The following is a 24,882-nucleotide window of genomic DNA, read 5'->3' on the forward strand; positions in this document are numbered from 1 at the left end:
TTTGCAAACTAAACAATCAAAATGAACAATTCTCCAAAATTTGCTGTAATTGGTGGCGGAAGTTGGGCTACGGCTATAGCCAAAATGCTTTGTGTAAACCAACCTGAAATTTGTTGGTACATGCGAAATCAAAACGCAATCGACCATATTAAAACCGAAAAACACAATCCCAATTACTTAAGTTCCGTAGAATTTGACACTCAAAAACTGCTTTTAACAACAGATATTAATGAAGCAGTAAACTATGCCGATGTGCTTATTTTTGCCATTCCATCAGCCTTTTTGAGTGCTGAATTATCCAAATTAACTGTATCCTTAAACGATAAAATAATTTTTTCTGCCATCAAAGGAATTGTTCCCGAGACGTTTTTGATTGTTGGTGAACATTTTCATAAACAATACAATATTCCGTATGAAAACATTGGCGTAATCACCGGTCCGTGTCACGCAGAAGAAGTAGCGTTAGAACGTCTTTCGTACCTGACGATTGCTTGTGCCGATGCTTCAAAAGCCAAAATTGTAGCCAAAAATTTAAACAGCAACTACATTAAAACCAAAATTTCAGACGATATTATTGGTACCGAATATGCGGCAATGCTCAAAAACATTTACGCTATTGCTGCCGGAATGGCTCACGGTTTAGGTTACGGCGATAATTTTCAAGCCTTGTTAATGAGCAATGCCATTCGTGAAATGAAAAAATTCATCCGAAAAGTACACAAAATGAAACGCAACATCAATAATTCGGCTTATTTGGGCGATTTATTGGTTACCGGCTATTCGGTTTTTTCAAGAAACCGAATGTTTGGAAACATGATTGGAAAAGGCTATACCGTAAAAAGTGCCATGATGGAAATGAGTATGGTTGCCGAAGGCTATTATGCCGTTAAAAGTGCTTACAAACTCAACCAAGACTACAAAGCCAAAACCCCAATTATTGATGCGGTTTATGAGATTTTGTATGAAGGAAAAGAACCTAAAAAAGTGTTTAAAAAGTTGACAGATAAGTTGGATTAATTTATTAAGAAAATAGAGAAAAGAAAAAAGATAATAGATTTCATACGCATAGTTTTGGTCTATTTTCTAAATTCTTTGTTCTATATTCTTTTACTTCACCACCACCCCATTTTTAAACAAAACCGGTACTTCTACCATGGCTCGTTCGTTGATGGTGTTGGTTCTAAAAGTAAATTTTTTGTCGTATAGAGTGTTTCCTATGAAATAGGTTACCATGAATTCATTGTTCAAGGCTAAAACACTGGCTTCAATCATTTCAATTTTTACGGCAGAAACAGCAGGGATTTCCATAAAAGCATGACGTAAAAGCGAAGTTTTTTTCATTTCGCCATTTACGGTTCCAAATGCTTTTGAAACAACCATCACACTATCTAAATTGAAGTCGCTGTCGTTGATGAGATACACATTCCAAACGTTATCCAAAAAGTCGTCGTTCCATTCTTGGATGGCAGCTAAAAAGACGTTTTCTACTTTGGGGATGATAATGTCAGATTTCATGGAGACTATTTATACCTGACAGGTTTCGGAAACCTGTCAGGTTTAATCGTAGAATTAAATACTCGTTTTAAATTGCTCTAAAAAGCGAACATCGTTTTCATAAAACATTCGGATATCACCAATTTGGTATAAAAGCATGGCAATGCGTTCGATTCCCATACCAAAAGCAAAGCCGTTGTACTCATCCGGATTGATACCGCAGTTTTTCAAAACATTGGGGTCAACCATTCCACAGCCCATGATTTCCAACCAGCCGGTTCCTTTGGTTATGCGATAATCCGTTTCGGTTTTTAAACCCCAATAAATATCCACCTCAGCACTGGGTTCGGTAAAAGGAAAATAAGAAGGTCGCAAGCGAATTTTGGACTTTCCGAACATTTCTTTCGTAAAATATAAAAGTGTTTGCTTTAAATCGGCAAACGAAACATCTTTGTCAATATACAAACCTTCCACTTGATGAAAAATACAATGCGAACGCGAGGAAACGGCTTCATTACGAAAAACGCGTCCCGGAGAAATGGTTCGAATGGGCGGTTTGTTGTTTTCCATGTATCGTACTTGAACAGACGAAGTGTGCGTACGCAACAAAACATCGGGATTGGTTTGAATAAAAAACGTATCCTGCATATCTCTTGCCGGATGGTATTCCGGTAGATTTAATGCGGTGAAATTATGCCAATCGTCTTCAATTTCCGGACCTTCGGAAACATTGAATCCAATATTGGAAAAAATATCGATAATTTGGTTTTTTACCAACGAAATAGGATGACGTGAACCTACCGGAAAGGGTTCTCCCGGACGTGTTAAATCGCCAAAAACACCCACCGATTCTTCTTTGCTTTCCAACAATTCCTGAATGGATTTTACTTTATCCTCAGCCGTGTTTTTCAAGGTATTAATCACTTGACCGAATTCTTTTTTCTGCTCGTTGGGAACATTTTTAAATTCGGCAAACAAGTCTTTCAAAAGACCTTTGCTTCCTAAAAATTTAATTCTGAATTGTTCAAGAGTTTCCTTATTATCCGTTTGAAAAGCTTGTGCTTCGTCAATGTATTCTTTAATCTTATCTATCATCGTTAGTGCTGTAAAGGTGCAAATTTAGGAAAAAGTTGGGAGTTGGGAGTTGGAAGATGGGTGTTTTTATCAAAAACTAAAAACTATTTAATTAACTCATTATCCAAAAAATAATGCACAATGGCTTCCTTCATCAAAACCGTTTGTTCACCGGCTTTTAGAGGCGGAAGTTCTTCTTTTACTTTGTAGTGTGGCCAACCGTCGTTGTCGTAAAAATCAAACTCATAATAGCCATACGGCTCGAGTAAACGACAAATGGCAATGTGCATCAAATTGATTTTTTCGTCTTTTTTGAAGGTTTGTTTTACTTTACCCAATTCTTGTACACCAATAAGATAAATGATGGCATCGAGGTCGAGTTCATCGCCATCGGCAAATTGATTGGATAATATGTTGACAACGTTTTCCCAACGTTCTTTTAACTGTGTATCTCTTGACATGGTAGAAAATAGAAATGTGATGATGGAAGAGTCATTTCGTCAATCATTCACAATTTTGGCAAAGATAAGTTTTTAGTTTAAAATGAAGGAAGTTGGGAGATTGGAGTTAGAAGTTAGAAGAATATGCTTTAAACTATAAAGTAACCTGTTTTTTCAGCCTTAATGCTCCAAAATAACTTAATGATTCTGAAAAAAAGTTATTTTTGTTTAAAAACAACTAATGGATATTGCAATTGGCATTTTACTAATTATCGGATTGTATCACGGCATAAAAAATGGTTTGTTTGTTGAAATTGCTTCATTCATTTCGTTTGTTTTAGGTATTTTTCTAGCGATTAAATTCTCCTATTTGGTGAGAGGATTTTTAGAGGGTTCTGTCAGTTGGAATCCACAAACCCTACAAATTAGTGCTTTTGTAATAACTTTAATTTTGGTGGTAATTGGCGTTCATTTGTTAGCCAAAATTTTTACCAAAATAGCTGATTTTGCTTTTTTAGGGTGGGCAAATAAATTAGGAGGCGGCGTTTTTGGGGTTCTAAAAACCGTTTTGATAATTGGAGTTGTATTGAATTTAATTCAAAAGATAAATCTTGACAATCAATTGATTTCTAAAGAAAAACAAGAAAAGTCTGTTTTCTACCGACCTATTTTAGATACCACTGCTTTTATATTACCCATGGTTCCCAATTGGGTTGACGATGTGAAAAAAATGTATGAAGATACTACTTCAACTCCTTAATGGCTTCGCTCGAAATCCAGCCTTCGGTTTCATCTGTGAGTTCGATTTTTTTCCAGTTATCAACGGTTTCCAAAACAAAAACTTTGGTTCCTTCGTGCAGAATAAAAGCATCGGTTGCGTTTTCACGAGGTTCATTTTTAACCGAAACTACTTCGGCAAAAACAATTGCCGGACGTTCCGATTCGTATAGGTTTTTTTCGAAAATTGCCGCTCCAACTGCCGCTACTATCAAAAACGGGATGACAAACATCCCCAAGAAGAAAATACGTTTGATTAAACTGGTTTGCGAAAAATAATAGCCTATAAAAAACATCAAAAACAAAACAGCCAATCCAACTGAAATATAACCCCAAGTATTGTAATGAACCGATTCGGTAAAATTTCGCAAAGCTCTTTCGAATCCTACTTTTTGAACTTCTTTAATGTCGTCTATCGTACTGTTTTTGGCAAATTTTAGATTGTTTAGAATGTCTTTGTCGTTTGGACTAATCAATAATGCCTTTTCATAATAATAAATTGCGGGAGCAATTTGGTTCAATTTATAATAACTGTTGGCCAAATTAAAATACAAATCACACGATTCTTTTTTACCTTTTATGATACTTTCATAGGCATTTATCGCTTCTTGATAATTGCCTTTCCGATAGTGATCGTTCCCTTTATCAAAAACACTCTGAGCCCAAAATGTTTGGGAAATTAAGAGTAAGATATAAATGCTATTCTTCATGGTTTTGATGTTAAGAAATTTGTTTTTCCAATTCCGATATCACTTCCGCAGCTTTGTCAAAATCATTTTGCATAGCCACATCTGAAAAAGGGGCATAACGAGCCAACTCACAATTTTCGGTTATTTGAATAAACTTATTAATGGTTTCCGGTTGGGCTTTTTTATCGGCTAAAAATTCTTTAATACGTTCTTTACTCATTTCTGAAGTTTCAATTTTCAATTTGGCTTTCAAAAAATTGTGCAACGATTTTTCTAACGCCACATAAAACGGTTCTTTGTTGCCCAATTGTTTTTTAGCTTCTGATAAATATTTCTTTGCCAGTTTATTGTTCATTCTCAACTTATTACCAATTACATCTCCATCGATAGCTTCTTTTTTCTTTTTAAATAAAATGATGAATGGTATCAATAAAAATGGAATTCCCAACAAAACATAATACATCGTTGATCCAAAGAAATCTTCTTTATTGATTTGGGATAATTTGGTTTTCAAATGAATAAACTTAAATTGATCTTGAGCCGAAACCGTTTTTTTCTCCACGGAAGCATTGTCTTGATTTGAATTTCCGGCATTTGGTGAAGTTGGCCCATCTGTTACATTAATAGTTATTTCGTTGGAAGTAATTGTTTTGTAGCTGTAAGTCCCTAAATCAAAATACGAAAATTGCATCGGTTTAATTGTATAATTTCCTTTGAATTGCGGTATAATTGTGTATTTGTCAGCAATTTTACCGTTCATTCCACTCAAAGGCGTATTCACATTTTCGGAATAAACCGGCTCATACATTTCCAATGCCGTAGGAACATTTGGTTTGGGCAAACTGAATAACTTTAAATTTCCCGTTCCGGATACACTTACTTCCAAATCCATGCTTTCCCCATTTTTTAAAGTGGTTTTAGAAGGAGTTACTTTGAAATCAAATTTACCTACAGCTCCCGAAAAATCTGAAGGTTTTCCGTTCTCGGGAAGTGGTTTCACGTTAATGATTTTGCTTCCGGCAGAAACCCTCTTGTGATCTTTGGTAAGCATGACTTGACCAAAAATATTGCGTCGGTTGGTAGGCAATTCAACATCAATATCCAGCGAAAGCGGTTCAATTTCCAATTTTCCTGCTTTTTGGGGATACAAAACGGTTTTACGAAGCACTACAAAACGAAATCGTTCTCCGTTATAGGTTCCTTCTTCCGCAACTAATTGTTTAATATCGATATTTTGACTCCAAAAATCATTGTATTTGGGCTTATCTAATTCCCTCCAGTTGGTTATCCCGATATTGTGACTAAAATACAATTTGTAAACCACCGTAATGGGTTCGTTTAGATAAGGATTGGTTTTACTTACTTCGGCAACCAGATGCAAGGCGTCATTTATAGAAACAGAATTGTCATTTGGGTCCCGGGGTTGTTCAACCGCATCGGTGACTTTTACCGTTATAGGTGTTGTTTTGTAAACTTGACCATTGTACTCAATTGAGGCTTGCTTTATGGTCAGATTCCCTTTTTGTAGAGGTAATAAATAATACGAATAGGTTTTATTGAACGAACTTTTTCCGTTTACCCACGACTGACTCACTTGCTGACTTGGACCAGCTAATAAGCGAAAACCTTCAAATGAAGGTGGCACAAAATTATCGCCATCTACATTCATCGTGAAATCAATTCGCAATCGTTCGTTTAAACCCAAAGAGGTTTTACTTGCCTTGGCATCAAATTGAACTTGGGCGTAAAGCCCTTGTAAACTGATTAAAAATATTAAAATATACCTTTTCATTTTATGCACTTCAATTTTACCAGTCTTTTTCGTTTGGAGAGGGCTTCGCTTTAACTTTTTGAGCATTAACCTTTTCTTGAATTTTTTTCTCTTCGTTGTTTACTGCCTCTAATAAATTTTGTAAACTTCCTTTTGACATTCCGGATGGTTGTGGTTTGGGTTTGCCGTCTTTATTTTCGTCTTTTTGACCTGAATCACTATCTTGTTTGTCTTGTTTGTCCTCTTTTTCTTTATCGTTTTGAGGCTTTTGATTTGGTTCTTTATCTTGATTTTTTTTCGGGTCTTCTTTATCCTCTTTTTTGTCTTTATTAGGCTCTTCCGGATTGTTTTTCAAATATTCTTTGGCTAAAGCATAATTGTATCGGGTTTGCTCATCAGAGGGGTTGTTTCGCAAAGCATTTTTGTAAGCTTCAACGGCTTTACTGTATTGCTTTTCTTTCATAAAAACGTTGCCCAAATTGTGCCACGCTTTGTGTTTTTCTTCTTTAGTAGTAGCTTTTTCGATGGCTTTGGCATAGGCAAATTTTGATTCACTAAACTGATTTTGTCTGTAAATTGAATTGCCTAAGTTGTATGCGGGTTTTGCACCCGATAATCCTTTGGAATTGGAAATTCGGTATTGTGCTTCGGCATCTGCATATTTTTTATCGGCAAAAGCTTCGTTTGCTTTGGGCAAAATTTTATCTTTTTCCTGCTTTTCTTTTTCCTGACTTTGTAAAAGAAAGGAAAAAAATAAACATACTAAAACAGTTAGCTTTTTCATGATTCCTTTTCGTTAAATAAGTTTAACTTACTAATCCATTTTGTTTTTCTTTCCAACAAGAAAACATCTAAAAACAAAAGTAAAAATGCAATTCCTAAAAACCATTGAAATTGCGATTGAAAATCGGCTACTTGTGTGGTTTCAAATTCGGTTTTTTCAATATTATCCAAGGCATTTTTAACATAATCTAAAACTTCTTTAGTGTTTCCGCCATACACATAACCGCCTTTTGTTCCTTTCCCTATTTCTTTTAGAATTTCAGGGTTGAGTTTGGTCACAACCACCTCATCATTTTGATCTCGTTTAAAACTTTCAACTACTCCATTTCTTTTTAACGGTATTGGTCCGCCTTTTTCGGTACCAACTCCAATGGTAATAATCTTTGCTTTTACTTTTACCGCTTCTTCTATCGCTCCTTCATAGCCTTCGGAATGATCTTCGCCATCGGAAACTAAAATGATTAACTTATTGGTTGCATTGCCTTTATCAAAAAAATTGGCCGATAATTTGATGGCATCTTCCAGTGAGGTTCCTTGTGAAGAAACCATATCGGTGTTCATACCTTGTAAATACATCTTGGCTACACCGTAATCGGTTGTAATTGGCAACACGGGAAAAGCACTTCCGGCATAAGCTACCATTCCAATGCGGTCGCTACCGAGTTGATTGATAATTTGCGAAACAATTTGTTTGGTTTTGTCCAATCGGTTGGGAGCAACATCTTCGGCCAACATACTTTTGGAAACGTCTATGGCAAAAACGATATCGATTCCTTCTCGTTTTACCGTTTCCATTTTGGTACCAATTTTCGGGTTGGCTAAAGCGATAATCAAACTAGTCAAAGCCAACATCAAAACCGAAACCTTTAAAACCGATTTGAAAACCGATTTTTCAGGACTTAATTTTTTAACCAATTCAACATCGCCAAATTCGCGTTGCTTTTTGCGTTTCCAATATAAATTGAAAAGAAAAAGCAAAACTATCACAGGGATAACTGCTAAAAAGTACAAATATATTTTTTCGTCTATTTGGGAATACATCTTATATAAAACCTCTAAAAATGGTTTGTCTTAATACAATTTCAATTAATAATAGCAATCCGGCTAACCAAATCAACGGACGAAACTTCTCGTCGTAATTGTAAAATCTTTGTTCTTCAATCTCGGTGGTTTCCAATTGATTGATTTCGTCGTAAATTTCTTTTAACTTGCTATTGCTTGTGGCTCTAAAATATTTTCCGTCGGTTTTTTTAGCAATATTTTTCATTAATGCTTCATCAATTTCAACCGGCATCATGCGGTATAAAAACCCTCCATTTGGAGCATATGCATATGGAGATTCAGCCATACCGTTGGTTCCAATTCCAATGGTATATACTTTTATTCCATATTCTCTGGCAATATCAGCTGCAGTTTCGGGTTCGATAAATCCGGCATTGTTTACTCCATCAGTTAGTAAAATCACAATTCTACTTTTGGCTTTACTGTCTTTTAATCGATTTACAGCTGTAGCCAATCCCATCCCGATTCCGGTTCCATCTTTCAAGACATTATCATACTTAATGCTATTGATGGCATCAATCACAATTGATTTGTCACTCGTTACGGGAGTTTTGGTGTAACTTTCGGCGGCATACACCACAATTCCGAAACGGTCATTGGGTCGATCGTTCACAAAATTGGCTGCTACCTTTTTTAGTGATTCTAACCGATTAGGCTTTAAATCTTTGGCCAACATACTTCCTGAAACGTCTGTAGCCATCACAATGTCAATTCCGCGTGTGGTTTTGGTTTTGTTGCTTACATCCACCGTTCTGGGGCGAGCTAAAGCAACAATTATGGCACTTAAAGCCAACATTCGCATTACAAAAAGTATGGGCTTCAATTTAGGAAGAATGGAACCTTTTACTTTAAAACCTTTCAAAGAACTCACTTTTAACGTAGCGGTTTGTTTGTTTCTTTTCCAAACATACCAAGCGATTGCAACCGGTAAAAGGGTAAACAACCAAAAAAACTGCGGATGTAAAAACGTTATTTTTTCCATCATTGTTTCAATTGGGCCATTTCTACTGAGTTCATAATTCGCTCTGAAATTTGATTGGCAACTTCATCGCCTTCTTCATGCATCACCATAACTTGTTGTAAACCTCCTTCTTGGGCAAAATAAATGGATTCATAATAGGCTTTTCTGCTTTTTTTGGTAAGTTTATCTAAAATACTCATTGTACCATATGCTCTTAAACCAGTGTGCCCTTCAGGTGTTGAAAATTGTTCTTGTTTTATCAAGATATTTTGAGCCCCATTGGCTTCCATCATTTTTAATGAGCCTTCCAATGCCTGAGTCAATTCTATATTTATTTCTTGCTTGAAACGGGTTGTCATGATGGCAATATAGTAGTTATCCATCATAGATCCATAACCAAACATTTGCATATTCACCATTTCACCTAGTTCTTTCCCTATCATTTTAGAAACATCCATTCTGGTAAGAACTTTGGGAGTCTCAATTCGTATAGCCGGATTTCCGTATTCACTTGTAACCCATTCGCCTTCTAACAATTCTTTGGTTGGATGGCCAATGATGTTGTCTTTTAAAAAATCAAATCCTTTAACCGCCACTAAAACACCCAATGAAAGTAGTATTACACCAACCGTAGAAAGTATAATAATGTTGCGTTGTCTCGCTTTTTTGCGTTTTAAAATTTTGGCTTTTAGGGCTTCATTATCGATTAAATCTTCCTCTTCTTCTACAACTTCCGGAATGGATTGGTGAATTTTATAAATGGTTTTTTCTATTTTGATTTTATCATCCGCAATCTCAAATTCCAACGGTTTTGATTTAGCAAATTTTACCAAATCGGCTTGTTTCAAAACCTTTTCTAGATTTTTGATAGTTTCATCCGTCAAGGAAAGTTTCTTTTTAACCACAGCTATTTTAAAAGCTGCTATTAACTCATCGGTGGTGCTTTCCATGGCCGGAATTTCGATGGCTTCTTCAATATACGTTCGGGCAATATCTGTTAATTCGGAATAATATTCTTTCACTTCACCACGTTCAACCAAACTCTTTTTTTCCAATGACTTTAAATGAGCCGTAGCTTTTTCGATGGGAGAAGCATACACGATTTCATCTTCAACCGGTTTTTTATTTCTTTTAATGAAATGGTAAATAAGATAACCCAATCCGCCAACTCCAATAACAATCAATAGAATAATCAACCAATAGGAATAATCATTTGGAACCGTTGAAATATCTTTGATATCATACATGTGTTGCTTTAACGTATCAACCACCACAGGGAGAATTTCAACCAAAACACTATCAGTCGGATAAACTTTTGAATTGATTATCACTTGAAGGGAAGGAATGGTATATTTTCCGCTATCAAATTGCGTCAACCCGTATTTTTTAATCAATTGGTATTTATCGTTTTCCTTGATGGTATCGGTGGGATAACTTTCTAGCACTTCCAATCGTCCGAATAATTTTCCTTCGGGAAAGGCAACTTTGGACAAAGTATCTACCGTTGTCTTAAGTGTCAAATTGATTTGAGCTCCTATTTTTACTTTGGTACTGTCAACTGAAGTCGTTACTCTTTTTTGCTGAGCAAAAACCACAGTAGAAAGCAGTAAAAATAGTATGTAAATTTTTTGTTTCATTTTGGCTTAACAACTAGTTTATCTGGATTTGAAATAAGTCAATAATTTGGTTACATAACTTTCATCTACACGTGTATGAACCGTTCCCGAGCCACATCGGGAAAAGGTTTCTTTGAAATAATTCACTCTGTCTCGGTAGTATTTTTCATATTCCATTCGGATGGATTTTGAATTGGTGTTCACCAAAAGAGTTTCTCCGGTTTCAGCATCCAACATATTTACCATTCCAATGTTAGGTATTTTTTCTTCCCGAATATCATATACTCTAATTCCGGTGATGTCGTGTTTTTTCCCAGCGATTTTTAGCGTCTGTTCATACGAATCATCGGCAATAAAATCAGAAATTAAAAAAACAATCGCTTTCTTTTTCATCACACTTGACAAAAACTTCAAGGCTTGTGAAAGATTGGTTTTGTTGCTTTTCGGCTTAAATTCAATCAACTCCCGAATGATACGAAGTACGTGTGATTTCCCTTTTTTGGGTGGTACATACAATTCGATTTCATCTGAAAACAAAATCAGTCCGATTTTATCGTTGTTTTGTGTTGCTGAAAAAGCCATTGTTGCGGCAATTTCAGTGACAATTTCACTTTTCAATTGGTTTTTTGTGCCAAAACTTTCCGAACCCGAAATATCCACCATTAACATCATGGTAAGTTCTCGTTCTTCTTCAAAAACTTTGATATACGGTTCATTATAGCGAGCCGTCACATTCCAATCAATCGCACGAACATCATCGCCAAATTGGTATTGACGCACTTCAGAAAATGTCATACCCCGACCTTTAAACGACGTATGGTATTCTCCCGAGAAGATATGATCACTCAATCGTCGGGTTTTGATTTCTATTTTTCGTACTTTTTTGAGTAGCTCTTTTGTTTCCATTCTTTCTTTGTTTCAGGTTTCAAGTTTCAGGTTTTCTTTGTTTCAGGTATTTAAACTTGAAACATTAAACTTGAAACAAAAAATTAAGGCACTTCAATTTCGTTTACAATCTTGTTAATGATTTCAACCGAAGTAATATTTTCAGCTTCGGCTTCGTAAGTAATTCCGATTCTATGACGTAACACATCGTGTACTACGGCACGAACATCCTCCGGAATCACATAACCTCTTCGTTTTATGAATGCGTAACATTTGGCAGCTGTGGCTAAATTGATACTTCCACGAGGCGAAGAACCGTAACTGATAAGTGGTTTTAAGCTTTCTAGTTTATATTTTTCAGGGAAACGCGTTGCGAAGATAATATCGAGAATGTACTTTTCAATTTTTTCATCCATATATACTTCGCGAACGGCTTGTTGAGCACGAAGAATTTGATCAATGGAAATCACCGCATTTACCTTCTCATAACTTCCTCTTAAGTTTTGACGAATCACCAAACGCTCGTCTTCCATTTTGGGATAATCAATTACGGTTTTGAGCATGAAACGGTCCATTTGAGCTTCCGGTAACGGATAGGTTCCTTCTTGTTCAATTGGGTTTTGAGTGGCTAAAACCAAGAACGGTTTATCCAATTTAAAACTGGTTTCGCCAATGGTAACTTGCTTTTCCTGCATAGCTTCCAATAATGCCGATTGTACTTTTGCAGGAGCCCGATTGATCTCATCGGCCAAAACGAAATTGGCAAAAATGGGACCTTTTTTAATTGAAAATTCGTTTTGTTTAATGTTGTAAATCATGGTTCCGATAACATCGGCGGGAAGTAAATCGGGCGTAAACTGAATTCGACTAAACGAACCTTGAACGGCTTGAGATAAGGTATTAATGGCTAAGGTTTTAGCCAACCCCGGAACGCCTTCCAACAAAATGTGTCCTTGTCCCAATAAACCAATAAGCAGTCGTTCTACCATGTGTTTTTGACCCACAATAACTTTGTTCATTTCATAGGTAAGCAAATCGATAAACGCACTTTCTCTTTCTATTTTTTCATTGATAGCTCTGATATCCAAAGTCGTATTTTCTTCCATTTTCTTTTGTTTTTAAAACTAAAGTTAAATTGTTAATTTTAACAGTGCAAATTGAATTTTTTTTTACGTTTTTGATGTTAACAATTGGTTAAAAAACAAAAGACAACCATTGAATTGGCTGTCTTTTAATAAAATTATAGATTCCTTTAACTTATTATATAGGAATATTTCCAAGTTCTGTTATTTCTCCATTAATTACAATTACATTTTCTAAAGTTACCGGAGGAAGATTTGAATTAACGTCTGGGGTTAGAGTTACGGCATAAGTTCCAGCCGGAATTCCGTGAAGGTAAAACACTCCATTTTCATCTGTAAATGCAGAAACTATCTCATCTCCAACTGTAACAGATGCTAATACTTGAAATTCTCCTGCCATAGCAATACCTGTAATAGATCCCGATGCAGCTTCTGTTGATACGCGAAGAACAGGATGTAAATTAAAGTTACCCGAATTACCGGCTTGTACAACAATGGATTGATTCACATCAAAATCAATTAAAAAGGTATAGTTCACATTAGGTTGAAGCGTTTGATTGATTTGCAACTTCAAACCCGATTGTTGTGCACTTGGAGTTTGAAGCGGATAGGTTGTACCGTCTTTGACAACCGAATTGTTCTGGCCTAAAACAAGTCGGATTTGACCCACAAAACCAGAAGGTATTTCATTATCTGCTAACAAAACCGTAACACCTCCGGTTAATTCTAACAAATTGTAAATACCCGGATTGATGTTTCCTACACTTACCCAACCCGAATCATCTGAATTGGAAGAATTTTTAATTCTTACATCAAGCACTTCAACGAAAACGGCATCATAATCACCGGGAGCATCTGTCATCTTGACAACAATACGGGAAGTCCCTTTTGTATTATCATCAGAATCTGAACAACTTACAGCAACCATACAAAATAGGATAACGGCTGCTATTAGGTTTAGGTTTTTTTTAAGATTTTTCATGGGGTTGTTATACTTATTATTAGTATATTCATAACGGAATAAAAAAAATTCTAATGCTTTAAAAATCATAAAAAAAACATAAAAGAAACTTAAAAAATGACTTCTATCTCTAAAATCATCGCAGGAACCATGAACTGGGGCTTCTGGGATAAAAATTTGACAACACAGGAAATGGCAAATTTGATTCATGTTTGTCATGAAAATAAAATCACCACTTTTGATCATGCCGATATTTATGGAGGCTATACCACAGAATCTGATTTTGGAAAGGCTTTCAAAGAATCTAAGATAAACCGTTCAAAAATTCAATTAATCTCAAAATGCGGAATTCAATATGTTACAGAAAACCGTCAAAATAGAATAAAACATTACGATTATTCAAAAGAATACATTGTTTGGTCTGCAGAAAATTCTTTGAAAAATTTACAAACCGATTATTTAGATGTTTTCCTTTTACATCGTCCAAGCCCTCTTATGCAAGCCGATGAAATTGCAGAAGCCATAGAAAAGTTAAAAAAAGAGGGTAAAATTTTAGATTTTGGATTGTCCAATTTTACACCTTCGCAAACCGATTTAATTCAACAAAAAACTAAAGTAAATTTCAATCAAATTCAATTTTCGGCTACCCATTTTGAACCCATGTTAGATGGTAGTTTAGACCATATGCAACTTCATCAAATTATTCCTATGGCATGGAATCCTTTGGGTACCGTATTCAGAGAAGACACCGACCAAACCCGTAGGCTTAAAATCTTGTTAGCCAAATTGAATGAAAAATACCATTTGGGAGCCGATATTATTTTACTTTCATGGATTATGCAACATCCTTCGGGAATAATTCCGGTAGCCGGAACGGTAAATATTGCACGAATTCAACAATTACAAAAAGCATCAGAATTGGTTTTAGAAAAACAAGATTGGTTTGAAATTTGGACCGAAAGTATGGGGAATAAAGTGCCTTAAAGAAGTTTTCAGTCGCAGTTTCAAATAAAGATATAAGTTGAAAAAGTAGATTTTAAAAAAACTTGTCTCACTGAAAACCGTGACTGCGACTGAAAACTGCGACTGCGACTGAAAACTGAAAACTAAAAAAATGATTAACAAACGCCTTCTCATTAAAAACCTTTTAGCTCACAATGATGAGAGTAGTTTTTATGATAAAAAGCGACAACTTAATCTTCACACAAAAGAAGGAAAAGCAAAATTTTTAAAACACATTTGTGCTTTATCCAATTCAAATCCAACCAATAATTCTTATATTGTTGTGGGAGTGGAAGACCAAGACAACGAAATTGTAGGAACCGATTTTTTTGACGACAGTAGGATTCAAAATCTTGTTAATGCTTTTCTGGAAAATCCACCAAAAATTCAATATGAAAATGTTCCTTTTCCCAATTTACCCAAAGATAAAGTTATAGGTTTAGTTACAATCAAACCCAATAGTAAAACCGCAACCTTTAAAAAAAACATACACGTAATCCCGGCTGGAGCGGTATTTGTTAGAAGAGGAAGTAATTCTATTCCAACCGAAGAAAAAATTCCCTTTTCTAAAATGAATACCGAAACGGTAATTGGAATTGAAAACAATTCACGAAACAGTATCTCACACACCCTTGAAGGTGTTTTAGATTTCATGAATTTTAGACATAAAGATTTAACGACCAAATACCATGTGTTTAAAGAGCTTTTTGTAGTTTGCTGGGCCGGTAATAAAAAGAAAATACGCGATAAAGTATTTTTTTCCAGAGTAGACATTGAGCTTATTAATGAACAAATTAAATTGTTTTATTCTGCTCTCGACGAAGTTACTATTGAATATAATGAGAAAACATTTGCCATTACTGAATACGTACCCTTAGGTTTAAATGACAAAACCAGTTACTATCCTTTAGAAAGACAAACCTTGACATTTTTTGATAATGGATATTACAAAATTGAAACCGAATTTTTGTTTGAACCGCCACAATACAACCGAAAAATGATGTTTCATATTTACAATTCGAACCTAGCATTGTTACAAAAACTGAACAAAGGAATGGGATTAACTCCTAATGAAAAACGAGATTTATTAAATTTGCCTTCTACTTTGATGATTTGCTTTTTAAACGGATTTGAAGAAGCCAAAACAAAATTGATAGAGGCCAAAACCCTACTCAAAGCAGTAGAAAACCCTGTGGTTTATACGAACTTCAAGGAAACCATGAGGATATTAAGAAAAGTAAAATATGATAAAAACAGCGACTAAAACATTTGTTATTGGAGATATTCACGGTGGGCTTCGGGCTTTACATCAAGTACTCGAAAGAAGCCAAGCCACCAAACATGACACCTTAATTTTCTTAGGCGATTATGTTGACGGCTGGAGTGAATCGCCACAAGTTTTAGATTTTTTAATTGAATTAGGAAAACATCAAAACTGTATTTTCATTCGCGGAAACCACGACGAATTGTTACTCAATTATTTAAAAACAAACGATTACAATCAGGAATGGTTCAAACACGGTGGTCAATCGACTATTGATGCCTATCAAAAGGTTTCTGAGAAAACGCGGCATGAGCATATTCATTTTTTAGAAAACCAATTGAAAGATTATCACCTAGACGACCAAAATCGACTCTTTATACATGCCGGGTTTACCAATGTAAATGGAATAGCGTTTGAATATTACCCGCGTTTATTTTATTGGGATCGAACCTTATGGGAAACGGCTTTGGCTTTAAACCCAAATTTAAATTCAGAAAGTCCCTACTTCCCTAAAAGATTTAAACTTTATGACGAAATTTATATTGGTCATACCCCTACCACTCGAATCAATGAAACCATTCCGATAAATAAAGCCTGTGTGTGGAATATTGATACCGGAGCCGCTTTTTATGGGCCGCTTACTATCTTGGATATCGATTCTAAGATGTATTGGCAAAGCGAACCTTTACCTCAATTATACCCTAATGAAAAAGGAAGAAACTAAATTCGTATCTTTGAAACCAATAAATCTTAGACACTTATGAAAAAAATTGTATTATTCGCCTTACTCCTAAGTACTTTTTACAGTAATGCTCAACATGGAGATTTTCCTCAAAACGAAATAAAATATAATATTTTAAACACCTTAATTCAAGCCTCTGTAGAAATTGGTTATGAAAGGTTTATAGATTCTAATCAATCTATTGAAGGTGAAATTTTATTTAATGACCGTATCAACTACCACACCGAAAAAGGGGCTAGAGAGTTCCAAACATCAAGTCTAAAAATAGGTTACAATTACTATTTTGGAAAAGAAAATGCAGGCTCAGGAATCTATGCTAACCCTTTCTTTAAATACCGTTGGGGAGATTTCATTGATGAAATAAGTGTTGAAGGAAACCCGGTAAAAAGAGTTACTGACGTTAGCGGATTCATCCTTGGTATTGGTGTGGGATACAAATGGAATTCTAACGACAAATTTGTTTTAGGTCCATACTTAAATATTGGAAGAAATTTTAATGATGAATCTTCAGACCGTTTTACAGCTATAGAATTCAATGGAGGGTTTAGTATCGGATACCGTTTTTAATTTTATTGATTCTAAGTATGACTCCAATTGAAAAAAAACTTCACGATAGAAGTTTATCTAAATGCGAAATAAGTGGTTCGGATGAAAATTTAACTGTTTACACTATCGCACCTAAGACTGAAGAAAGCCTTGAAAACTGTATTTTAATCACTCAAAATTTAAAAAATCAAATCGAAAATCCGGAAACAACAAATCCGGAAGATTGGCGAGGTTTAAATGATAGTATGTGGAGTGAACATTTACCCGTACAAATTGTATCATGGCGAATGTTGGCCCGACTCAAAAAACACGATTTACTCGACATGATGTATTTGGATGATGAAGCTTTAGAGTGGGCAAAAGCTACCTGTGAAGGCGATGACGACGAAGGTAAAATCGTTCATAAAGATTCCAATGGAAATATCCTAAAAGACGGTGACTCGGTGGTTTTGATTAAAGATTTGGATGTAAAAGGAGCAAACTTTACTGCAAAACGCGGTGCTGCGGTGCATAATATTAAATTGGTTTGGGATGATGCTAACCTGATTGAAGGGAGAGTGGAAAACCAAAGTATTTATATTTTAACGCAGTATGTGAAGAAAACAAAATAATTGAAAATTTTATACCCATTGTTTGTCATTCCGACGAATGAGGAATCTCATACAATTAGAATATTGATTACTACATAGACGTAATGACAAGATTAAGAAGTAAAAACCCTGCTAAACTTAAAGCTTAGCAGGGTTTCATGTTACTAAAACAAAACATACAAGTCTTAATTGGGTTGCAGTTCTACCAAAAAGTTTTGAGGTATTACATGGCAAACATCAGCTGTAAGGGTTACAAGCTCTGATGTGTAAGTTTGATAACCTTCTTTAGAAACTGTAAAAATATAAGTTCCTACACGCTCATAGGCTCCCATAAAAACCGGAATGTCACTTTGTGGAAATGCTTCCAAAGTTTCGGTATATGAACCATCTTGAGCTATTACGGTAATACCCGTAGAAAGGTATTCATTGGTAACTGCGTCTTTAACAGTAATGTTTAAGCCAGCTTTTGCTTCTTGTGTACAATAAATTTGATCGTCATCATCACAAGAAGTTGCCAGTAAAAAGGGGGCAATAGCTAAAAGTAAAATAATCTTCTTCATATGTTTATTTTTTGATTATTGTTAAGATGCTACAAAGTTGAAAAAGTTGCGTATTTAAATTTATTATAATCGAAAAGCCGAGCAAATTTTGAATATTTACTCGGCTTTTCTTTTTATTTCTTTCGATTTGTTTGCTACAAATCAAACTTAATACCTTGTGCCAATGGCAAACTGGTTGTATAATTGATAGTATTCGTTTGTCTTCTCATATAAATCTTCCAAGCATCTGATCCCGATTCACGGCCACCGCCTGTTTCTTTTTCTCCACCAAAAGCTCCACCGATTTCGGCACCGGAAGTTCCAATGTTTACATTGGCAATTCCGCAATCTGAACCGGCATGCGATAAGAAAGCTTCCGCTTCACGTAAATTGTTTGTCATGATGGCTGATGATAATCCTTGGGCTACACCGTTTTGGATTTCGATGGCATTGTGCACATCACCGGAATATTTTAGTAAATATAATACCGGGGCAAACGTTTCGTGTTGTACGATTTCAAAATGATTTTCAGCTTCGGCTATGGCTGGTTTAACATAACACCCACTTTCATATCCTTCTCCGGATAAAACACCGCCTTCTACGATGATTTTTCCGCCTTCGGCCACTACCTTTTCTAACGCTTTTTTGTACATTTCTACTGCGTGAACATCAATTAACGGACCTACATGGTTGTTTTGGTCTAATGGATTTCCGATGCGTAATTGCTTGTATGCTCCAGCTAAAGCCTCTTTTACTTTATCGTAAATACTTTCGTGTATGATTAATCGTCGGGTAGAAGTACAACGTTGTCCGGCTGTTCCAACGGCACCAAAAACGGCACCAATTACGGTCATTTTAATATCCGCATCCGGCGTAACGATGATGGCGTTGTTACCACCTAATTCAAGCAACGAATTGCCTAAACGAGCGGCACAAGCTTGAGCCACAATTTTACCCATTCGAGTAGAACCGGTTGCTGAAACTAAGGGAACGCGTTTATCATGCGTCATTAATTCCCCTACTTTGTAATCGCCGTTGATTAAACAAGAGATTCCTTCTGGTAAATTATTTTCTTTTAACACTTCGGCAATGATGTTTTGACACGCCACGCCACAAAGTGGTGTTTTTTCAGAAGGTTTCCAAACGCAAACGTCGCCACAAATCCAAGCCAAAGCGGTATTCCAAGACCAAACGGCTACCGGAAAGTTAAAGGCCGAAATGATTCCCACCACACCAAGCGGATGGTATTGTTCGTACATTCTGTGTCCGGGACGCTCAGAATGCATGGTTAAACCGTGTAATTGACGAGAAAGACCTACTGCAAAATCACAAATATCAATCATTTCCTGCACTTCTCCATAGCCTTCTTGCAATGATTTTCCCATTTCGTAGGAAACTAATTTCCCGAGTGGTTCTTTGTATTTTCTCAATTTTTCACCAAACTGACGAACGATTTCGCCTCGTTTTGGAGCCGGCATTAAACGAAAGGTTTTAAACGCTTCGGTAGCGATTTGCATTACTTTTTCGTAATCGGCTGCGGTGGTGGTTTTTACTTTGGCAATCAATTGACCGTCAACGGGTGAATAACTTTCGATGATTTCGCCATTGGAAAAATGGTTGTTTCCGGTGGAAGTTCCTTCGTTGATGGGTTTGATACCTAATATTTCTAGGGCTTCGGTCATTCCGAATTGTTGTGCGATGGTTGACATTATAACTTTTTTAAAGGTTTTTGTTATATTTTTTTGCGAAGATACCGATTTTTTTTGTTTTGGAAAACTGCTTTTGTTGTGTAGCAGTGAATTGCAGCCCCGATGGTAGTGGAAAGCCTTGTATAGCAAAAACTGCTTTTTTCTTGTTGAACCAAAGCGACTAAAAGGAGCTCTTGGGGCAGCTTAGAAAAAACAGTTTGGGCAAACAAGCTTGGAGCGGACAGCGGGAATTGTCTGCCAAAATTTTAGTTTCAGGTTTGCTTCGCCAGTCGCCTTCTAGACTCGTGTCAGGTTTCAAGTTTACTTGGCGACAAATCGCGGATCGGTTTCCATGACGGTGCCACAATTTTGGCAGGTTCTAAGTTCTTTGGAATTGTAAAAGTGTTGAAAATGGCCTAAGAAATCTTTTTCGATGTCTTTGAGTTCAAAATAGACTTCGTATAATTTATGGTTGCAATTATCGCAAAACCAGAGCAATCCGTCGGGAATATCTTGGCCCATTCGTTTTCGTTCGACTACCAATCCGATGGAGTTTTCTTCTCGCACGGGTGAATGTGGCGTTTTGGCGGGCAATAAAAACATATCGCCGGGACCGAGTTGCATGGCAATTTTTTCTCCGTTTTCTTGTACATAAACCGTGATGTTTCCTTCGAGTTGGTAGAATAGTTCTTCGGTTTCGTTGTAGTGATAGTCTTTTCGGGCGTTGGGTCCGGCTACAATCATAACAATATAATCTCCGGAATTTACATATATATTTTTGTTACCAACAGGTGGTTTGAGTAGGTGACGGTTTTCATCAATCCATTGGGTGAGATTGAATGGTTTTTGAATGGCCATTTGTATCGATTTTTTTGAATGGTAAATTTACGAAATAAAAAAAGCCGAAGGGAATCGGCTTTGGAATTTATTTTACTTCTTTTATAATGTAAACATATACCGGGAAGTGGTCGCTAAATCCGGGTTCGGAAGGTGAATTTCGCAACGGATATCCTTTATATTGTCCGGTTTGTTGAATCATATAGGGTTTGTTATAAATACCGGCTTTCCAATATCTGAAGGATGAAAAATCTTCACTAATGTATTGTTCTGAAACCATGATTTGATCAAAAATATCACCTGAATCTCTGTAAAAAAGAGTGGCGTGTCCATCCTTGGCCATTTGTTCAAAAGGATTGTAAATATCTCTCGGTTCTTTAAGTTCTGATTTTTTTAGTTTGGCTCCAATTCCTACTTTCACACTTTTATTGTAGGCTCCATCGTTTAAATCACCCATGGTCATAATTTTGGCATTGGGATTTATAGCAATTAAAGAGTCCATAATTTTACGATTTAACCTTCCGGCAGCTTCTCTGTAGGGACTACTTCTTTTTTCACCACCTGAGCGAGAAGGCCAGTGATTGATGATAAAATGCATTTCTTCACCATCTAGATAACCGGTAACGAGTAGTTGATCACGAGTGTAAACTCTTTTTCCGCTACCGTCTACATTGGTAATCATCAAAGGAATATTGATAGAGCTTGTAGGTGTAAAATGCTTCTTTTGATATAAAAAGCCCACATCAATACCCCGTCCATCTGGAGAATCATAATGAACAATTCCATAATCTTTGGCTGCCAATTTGGGCATTTTAATTAAATCTTCCAAAACATCTCTGTTTTCAATTTCGCACACACCTAATATTACAGGAGCATTACTTTGTTGTTCACTAGTTCCAATTTCAGAAATAACACGTTCTAAATTTCTTAATTTTTGTTGGTATTTAGCATCAGTCCATCCCTGAGCAGGAGTATACTCTTCGTCATTAATTTTCGGGTCGTCTTTGGTGTCAAATAAATTCTCCAAATTGTAGAAGGCAACCGTGTGAACTTTGAACTTTTTGTTTTGGGCAACTGCCTCATTTATTGAGCATATAACAATAAAAGCGGCAATAAAATGTTTAATTTTCATAAATTGTATATTAAATTACTATCAAGTTTGATACAAACTTCGCACCAAAAGTAAATAATATTATTAAAAGATGTACATTTGCAGGCTGTTAAGAAATAATTAACTTAACAAAAAGTAAATTAATTTAATTTTTTTTATGAAAAAACTTATTTTTAGTGTTTTACTTGTAATGCAGGTGCTGTTGGGGATGGCACAATCTGAAACAAAAGTTACAGGTAAAGTTGTAGATTCTAAAACTCAAAGACCTATTAAAGGTGTTGTAGTTAGTGTTCAAAACACCGTGTTGATGAAATTGACCAATGCTGAAGGGGTGTTTATTATTGAAAAAGTTCCAACCGGAACCCAATTAATTCAAGTAAAAAGTGATGGATATACGCCTCAGCTTTTATCAGTTGAAGTAGTTGAAAACCAAACTGTAGATTTAGGCGTAATTGTTTTTGAAGAAGATATAACTGCCGAACTTCAATTAAGTTTGATTACTCTTACCGAAAATGATTTAGGAGACGATAATAGTGGTTCTGAAAACACAGCCGGTTTGTTACAAGCTTCGAGAGATGCCTTCCAACAAACTGCTGCATTTAACTGGGGTCAGGCTCGTTTTAGAGTTAGAGGATTGGATAACGAATATGCTACTACGATGATTAATGGTATAGCAATGAATAAATTGTTTGATGGAAGACCTCAATGGAGTAACTGGGGAGGTTTGAATGATGCCACTCGTAACCAGGAGTTTACCATGGGTTCTAAACCCTCAGATTATACTTTTGGAGGTCCATTGGGAACACAAGAAATTAACACAAGAGCCTCATTGTACAGACCGGGCTCTAGAGTTTCTATGTCAGGAACGAATACGAACTATAGCTGGAGAGTTATGGGAACTCATGCTTCGGGAATGGATAAAAACGGATGGGCTTATGTAATTTCAGCCTCTAGACGATGGGCACAAGAAGCTCATTTTGAAGGAACTGATTACAGTGCCAATTCTTTCTTTGCAAGTTTAGAGAAGAAATTCAACGATCGTCATAGTTTAAATTTAACAACTATTTATGCCCAAAACAGTAGAGGTAAAAATTCACCAAATACTGAAGAAGTAAATAATTTGATGGGTATCAAATACAACTCCTACTGGGGATATCAAGATGGCAAGAAACGCAATTCCAGAGATAAAGATGTAGAAGAGCCAATTGCTATGCTTTCACACTATTGGAAAATCAACTCAAAAACATTATTAAATACGAATATTGCATACCAAGTTGGTAGAATTTCAAACTCTCGTTTGGAAAATCCTATTGGCAACAATCCCGATCCAACCTATTACAGAAACTTACCTAGTTACTTTTTGAATAACCCGGATAATTATGTTACCGTAAACAACCCGGATGGCTCAACAACAGTAACCAATCCTTTGGCTGATATTGCTCGTGAACAGTTTTTGTTAAACAGCCAAATCAACTGGAATGCTATGTACATAGCAAATCAAAACACCGCAACAGGTGAAAGTGCGTTTATTTTGACCGAACAAAGAAATGACGATGAACAATTTAGCTTTAACTCTTTGCTAAATACAATTTTATCTGATAATGTGAGTTTAAACGCAGGAGTTAGTCTTAAGAAATTAAAATCACATAATTATACAACTGTTACCGATTTATTAGGTGGTGCTTATGTACTGAATGTAGATCGTTTCTTTAGTGGAGATAACTCACAATTTGATTTAAATAATCCAAATGCTCAAATTGGTGAAGGAGGAACATTTGGTTACAACTATAATTTATTTGCTAATGTTGCCGAAGCCTTTACCCAATTTAAATTCAATTACAACAAAGTTGATTTTTATTTAGCTCAAACTTTTTCTAGAACAGACTACCAAAGAGAAGGGTTATTCAGAAGCGGAAATTATGCCAATAACTCTTTTGGTAAAGGTGCTATAGAAGTTTTTGAAAACTTTGGTTTCAAAGGTGGAGCTACCTATAAAATTACAGGACGTCACTTATTGGATTTCAATGGACTTTACATGACTAAAGCCCCAAGTTTAAGAAACGCTTTCTTCAATGCCCGTAGAAGTAATGACTTTACACCCGATTTAAATAGTGAAGCTGTTATAAGTGCAGATGCAAGTTATATTTTAAGAGCTCCAAGATTCAAAGCTAGAGCAACCGGTTTCTTTACAAAAGTTTCAGACGCAACAGAAATTGCATTTTTCTATGCTGAAAACATTGGAGATAATGACGGTGATGAAGATTCATTTGTAACCGAAATAACAACCGGTGTTCAAAGAAGAAACATAGGTGGTGAATTAGGTTTGGAATACCAAATTACCTCAACCATAAAATTAACCGGAGCGGCCTCTTATGGTCAATACATCTATTCTGACAATGCTCGATTAAAAACAAGTGATGATAATTTAGCCGCTTTAGGACAAAGTCCAATCAAAGATTTCGGTACCGTTTACTTGAAAAACTACCGTCAACCCGGAATGCCACAACAAGCTTATTCATTTGGTATTGAATATAGAGATCCGAAATTTTGGTGGATTGGAGCTAACATAAACTACTTAGATGACAGCTATATAAGTGTTTCCAAAATTATGAGAACCGATAATTTTAGTATCGATGATCAAACCGGAATATCTTATCCAGGTGCCACTGAAGAAACGGTTAGAGAAGCTTTAAGACAAGAAAAATTTGACCCCATTACATTGGTAAATTTAACGGGAGGAAAATCTTGGAGACTAAGTCGTAAAACAAGAGATACCTTTGGTTTCTTTGCATCAATAAATAACTTATTTGATATAAAATATAAAACCGGTGGTTTTGAACAATCACGTAAAGCTACTTTTGTTGATTTGGCAGCAGATCGTGCGTATGGATCTCCTTCATTTGGACCCAGATATTTCTATGGATATACACGTACGTTCTTTGTTAACTTCTACATTAATTTCTAAAAA

At 35.8% G+C, this 24,882-nt stretch carries 24 protein-coding genes; 8 read left to right on the forward strand and 16 right to left on the reverse strand.

All coding sequences use genetic code 11. The annotated features are described in order from the left end of the window. Positions 1 to 21: 21 nt before the first annotated feature. Entirely contained in the window at positions 22 to 1,017 is a 996-nt protein-coding gene (locus tag V7M80_RS01005) for an NAD(P)H-dependent glycerol-3-phosphate dehydrogenase (protein WP_333693384.1), read from the forward strand. Between the two features lie 90 nt (positions 1,018 to 1,107). On the opposite strand, the gene V7M80_RS01010 is transcribed toward V7M80_RS01005, so the two are convergent. The 3 genes from V7M80_RS01010 to V7M80_RS01020 form a co-directional block, all read right to left on the reverse strand. Further along, a complete protein-coding gene (locus V7M80_RS01010; RefSeq protein ID WP_333693385.1) occupies positions 1,108 to 1,515 on the reverse strand; it encodes a hypothetical protein in 408 nt (135 codons plus the stop codon). A gap of 54 nt (positions 1,516 to 1,569) precedes the next feature. Next, complete coding sequence (gene pheS / locus V7M80_RS01015) at positions 1,570 to 2,589, reverse strand: phenylalanine--tRNA ligase subunit alpha (RefSeq protein WP_333693386.1); 1,020 nt, start codon at positions 2,587 to 2,589, stop codon at positions 1,570 to 1,572. An 83-nt stretch (positions 2,590 to 2,672) separates the two neighbouring features. Further along, a complete protein-coding gene (locus V7M80_RS01020; RefSeq protein ID WP_333693387.1) occupies positions 2,673 to 3,029 on the reverse strand; it encodes a hypothetical protein in 357 nt (118 codons plus the stop codon). Positions 3,030 to 3,249: 220 nt separating this feature from the next. Here V7M80_RS01020 and V7M80_RS01025 point away from each other — a divergent pair, with 220 nt between their 5' ends. Then, positions 3,250 to 3,768: a CvpA family protein gene (locus V7M80_RS01025; RefSeq protein ID WP_333693388.1), complete on the forward strand. Its 519-nt coding sequence runs from the start codon at positions 3,250 to 3,252 to the stop codon at positions 3,766 to 3,768. Here V7M80_RS01025 and V7M80_RS01030 read toward each other — a convergent pair. The 9 genes from V7M80_RS01030 to V7M80_RS01070 form a co-directional block, all read right to left on the reverse strand. After that, complete coding sequence (locus tag V7M80_RS01030; RefSeq protein ID WP_333693389.1) at positions 3,752 to 4,495, reverse strand: tetratricopeptide repeat protein; 744 nt, start codon at positions 4,493 to 4,495, stop codon at positions 3,752 to 3,754. The two genes, V7M80_RS01025 and V7M80_RS01030, sit on opposite strands and share 17 nt — an antisense overlap. Before the next feature lie 10 nt (positions 4,496 to 4,505). Beyond that, complete coding sequence (locus tag V7M80_RS01035; protein WP_333693391.1) at positions 4,506 to 6,266, reverse strand: BatD family protein; 1,761 nt, start codon at positions 6,264 to 6,266, stop codon at positions 4,506 to 4,508. Positions 6,267 to 6,282: 16 nt separating this feature from the next. Next, positions 6,283 to 7,029, reverse strand: coding sequence for a tetratricopeptide repeat protein (locus V7M80_RS01040; RefSeq protein WP_333693393.1), 747 nt, complete (start codon positions 7,027 to 7,029; stop codon positions 6,283 to 6,285). Continuing rightward, the gene (locus V7M80_RS01045) at positions 7,026 to 8,069 is read right to left on the reverse strand and encodes a vWA domain-containing protein (protein WP_333693395.1); all 1,044 of its coding nucleotides are present in this window, start codon (positions 8,067 to 8,069) and stop codon (positions 7,026 to 7,028) included. Before V7M80_RS01045 ends, V7M80_RS01040 begins: the two co-directional genes overlap by 4 nt. Before the next feature lies 1 nt (position 8,070). After that, positions 8,071 to 9,072: a vWA domain-containing protein gene (locus tag V7M80_RS01050; RefSeq protein ID WP_333693620.1), complete on the reverse strand. Its 1,002-nt coding sequence runs from the start codon at positions 9,070 to 9,072 to the stop codon at positions 8,071 to 8,073. Continuing rightward, the gene (locus tag V7M80_RS01055; RefSeq protein WP_333693396.1) at positions 9,072 to 10,688 is read right to left on the reverse strand and encodes a hypothetical protein; all 1,617 of its coding nucleotides are present in this window, start codon (positions 10,686 to 10,688) and stop codon (positions 9,072 to 9,074) included. Before V7M80_RS01055 ends, V7M80_RS01050 begins: the two co-directional genes overlap by 1 nt. An 18-nt stretch (positions 10,689 to 10,706) precedes the next feature. Then, positions 10,707 to 11,573, reverse strand: coding sequence for a DUF58 domain-containing protein (locus V7M80_RS01060; protein WP_333693398.1), 867 nt, complete (start codon positions 11,571 to 11,573; stop codon positions 10,707 to 10,709). Positions 11,574 to 11,656: 83 nt separating this feature from the next. Next, complete coding sequence (locus V7M80_RS01065; RefSeq protein ID WP_333693400.1) at positions 11,657 to 12,658, reverse strand: AAA family ATPase; 1,002 nt, start codon at positions 12,656 to 12,658, stop codon at positions 11,657 to 11,659. A 154-nt stretch (positions 12,659 to 12,812) separates the two neighbouring features. Then, positions 12,813 to 13,616: a DUF4382 domain-containing protein gene (locus V7M80_RS01070; protein WP_333693401.1), complete on the reverse strand. Its 804-nt coding sequence runs from the start codon at positions 13,614 to 13,616 to the stop codon at positions 12,813 to 12,815. Between the two features lie 96 nt (positions 13,617 to 13,712). Between V7M80_RS01070 and V7M80_RS01075 the strand changes: the two genes are divergently transcribed. From V7M80_RS01075 to V7M80_RS01095, 5 genes are all read left to right on the forward strand, one after another. Further along, positions 13,713 to 14,579 carry an aldo/keto reductase gene (locus tag V7M80_RS01075; RefSeq protein ID WP_333693402.1) on the forward strand — a complete coding sequence of 289 codons (867 nt, stop codon included), beginning with the start codon at positions 13,713 to 13,715 and terminating at the stop codon, positions 14,577 to 14,579. 130 nt (positions 14,580 to 14,709) lie between these two features. Next, a complete protein-coding gene (locus V7M80_RS01080) occupies positions 14,710 to 15,861 on the forward strand; it encodes an ATP-binding protein (protein ID WP_333693403.1) in 1,152 nt (383 codons plus the stop codon). After that, entirely contained in the window at positions 15,842 to 16,585 is a 744-nt protein-coding gene (locus V7M80_RS01085) for a metallophosphoesterase family protein (protein WP_333693404.1), read from the forward strand. Before V7M80_RS01080 ends, V7M80_RS01085 begins: the two co-directional genes overlap by 20 nt. Positions 16,586 to 16,621: 36 nt before the next feature. Beyond that, a complete protein-coding gene (locus tag V7M80_RS01090) occupies positions 16,622 to 17,170 on the forward strand; it encodes a DUF3575 domain-containing protein (protein WP_333693405.1) in 549 nt (182 codons plus the stop codon). A gap of 17 nt (positions 17,171 to 17,187) precedes the next feature. Beyond that, positions 17,188 to 17,760 (forward strand): PhnA domain-containing protein, encoded by a 573-nt coding sequence (locus tag V7M80_RS01095; protein WP_333693406.1) that lies wholly within the window; start codon positions 17,188 to 17,190, stop codon positions 17,758 to 17,760. A 164-nt stretch (positions 17,761 to 17,924) separates the two neighbouring features. Here V7M80_RS01095 and V7M80_RS01100 read toward each other — a convergent pair whose 3' ends face one another. The 4 genes from V7M80_RS01100 to V7M80_RS01115 form a co-directional block, all read right to left on the reverse strand. Beyond that, entirely contained in the window at positions 17,925 to 18,299 is a 375-nt protein-coding gene (locus tag V7M80_RS01100) for a hypothetical protein (RefSeq protein WP_333693408.1), read from the reverse strand. A 134-nt stretch (positions 18,300 to 18,433) separates the two neighbouring features. Then, entirely contained in the window at positions 18,434 to 19,987 is a 1,554-nt protein-coding gene (gene amaB, locus V7M80_RS01105; protein WP_333693409.1) for an L-piperidine-6-carboxylate dehydrogenase, read from the reverse strand. A 300-nt stretch (positions 19,988 to 20,287) separates the two neighbouring features. Next, entirely contained in the window at positions 20,288 to 20,824 is a 537-nt protein-coding gene (locus V7M80_RS01110; RefSeq protein WP_333693411.1) for a 3-hydroxyanthranilate 3,4-dioxygenase, read from the reverse strand. A gap of 67 nt (positions 20,825 to 20,891) precedes the next feature. After that, positions 20,892 to 21,935, reverse strand: coding sequence for an endonuclease/exonuclease/phosphatase family protein (locus V7M80_RS01115; RefSeq protein ID WP_333693412.1), 1,044 nt, complete (start codon positions 21,933 to 21,935; stop codon positions 20,892 to 20,894). 136 nt (positions 21,936 to 22,071) lie between these two features. Here V7M80_RS01115 and V7M80_RS01120 point away from each other — a divergent pair, with 136 nt between their 5' ends. After that, positions 22,072 to 24,879 (forward strand): TonB-dependent receptor, encoded by a 2,808-nt coding sequence (locus V7M80_RS01120; protein ID WP_333693413.1) that lies wholly within the window; start codon positions 22,072 to 22,074, stop codon positions 24,877 to 24,879. The last annotated feature ends 3 nt before the right edge of the window (positions 24,880 to 24,882 follow it).

This window comes from Flavobacterium sp. (genome assembly GCF_036759525.1).
Classification (GTDB): domain Bacteria; phylum Bacteroidota; class Bacteroidia; order Flavobacteriales; family Flavobacteriaceae; genus Flavobacterium.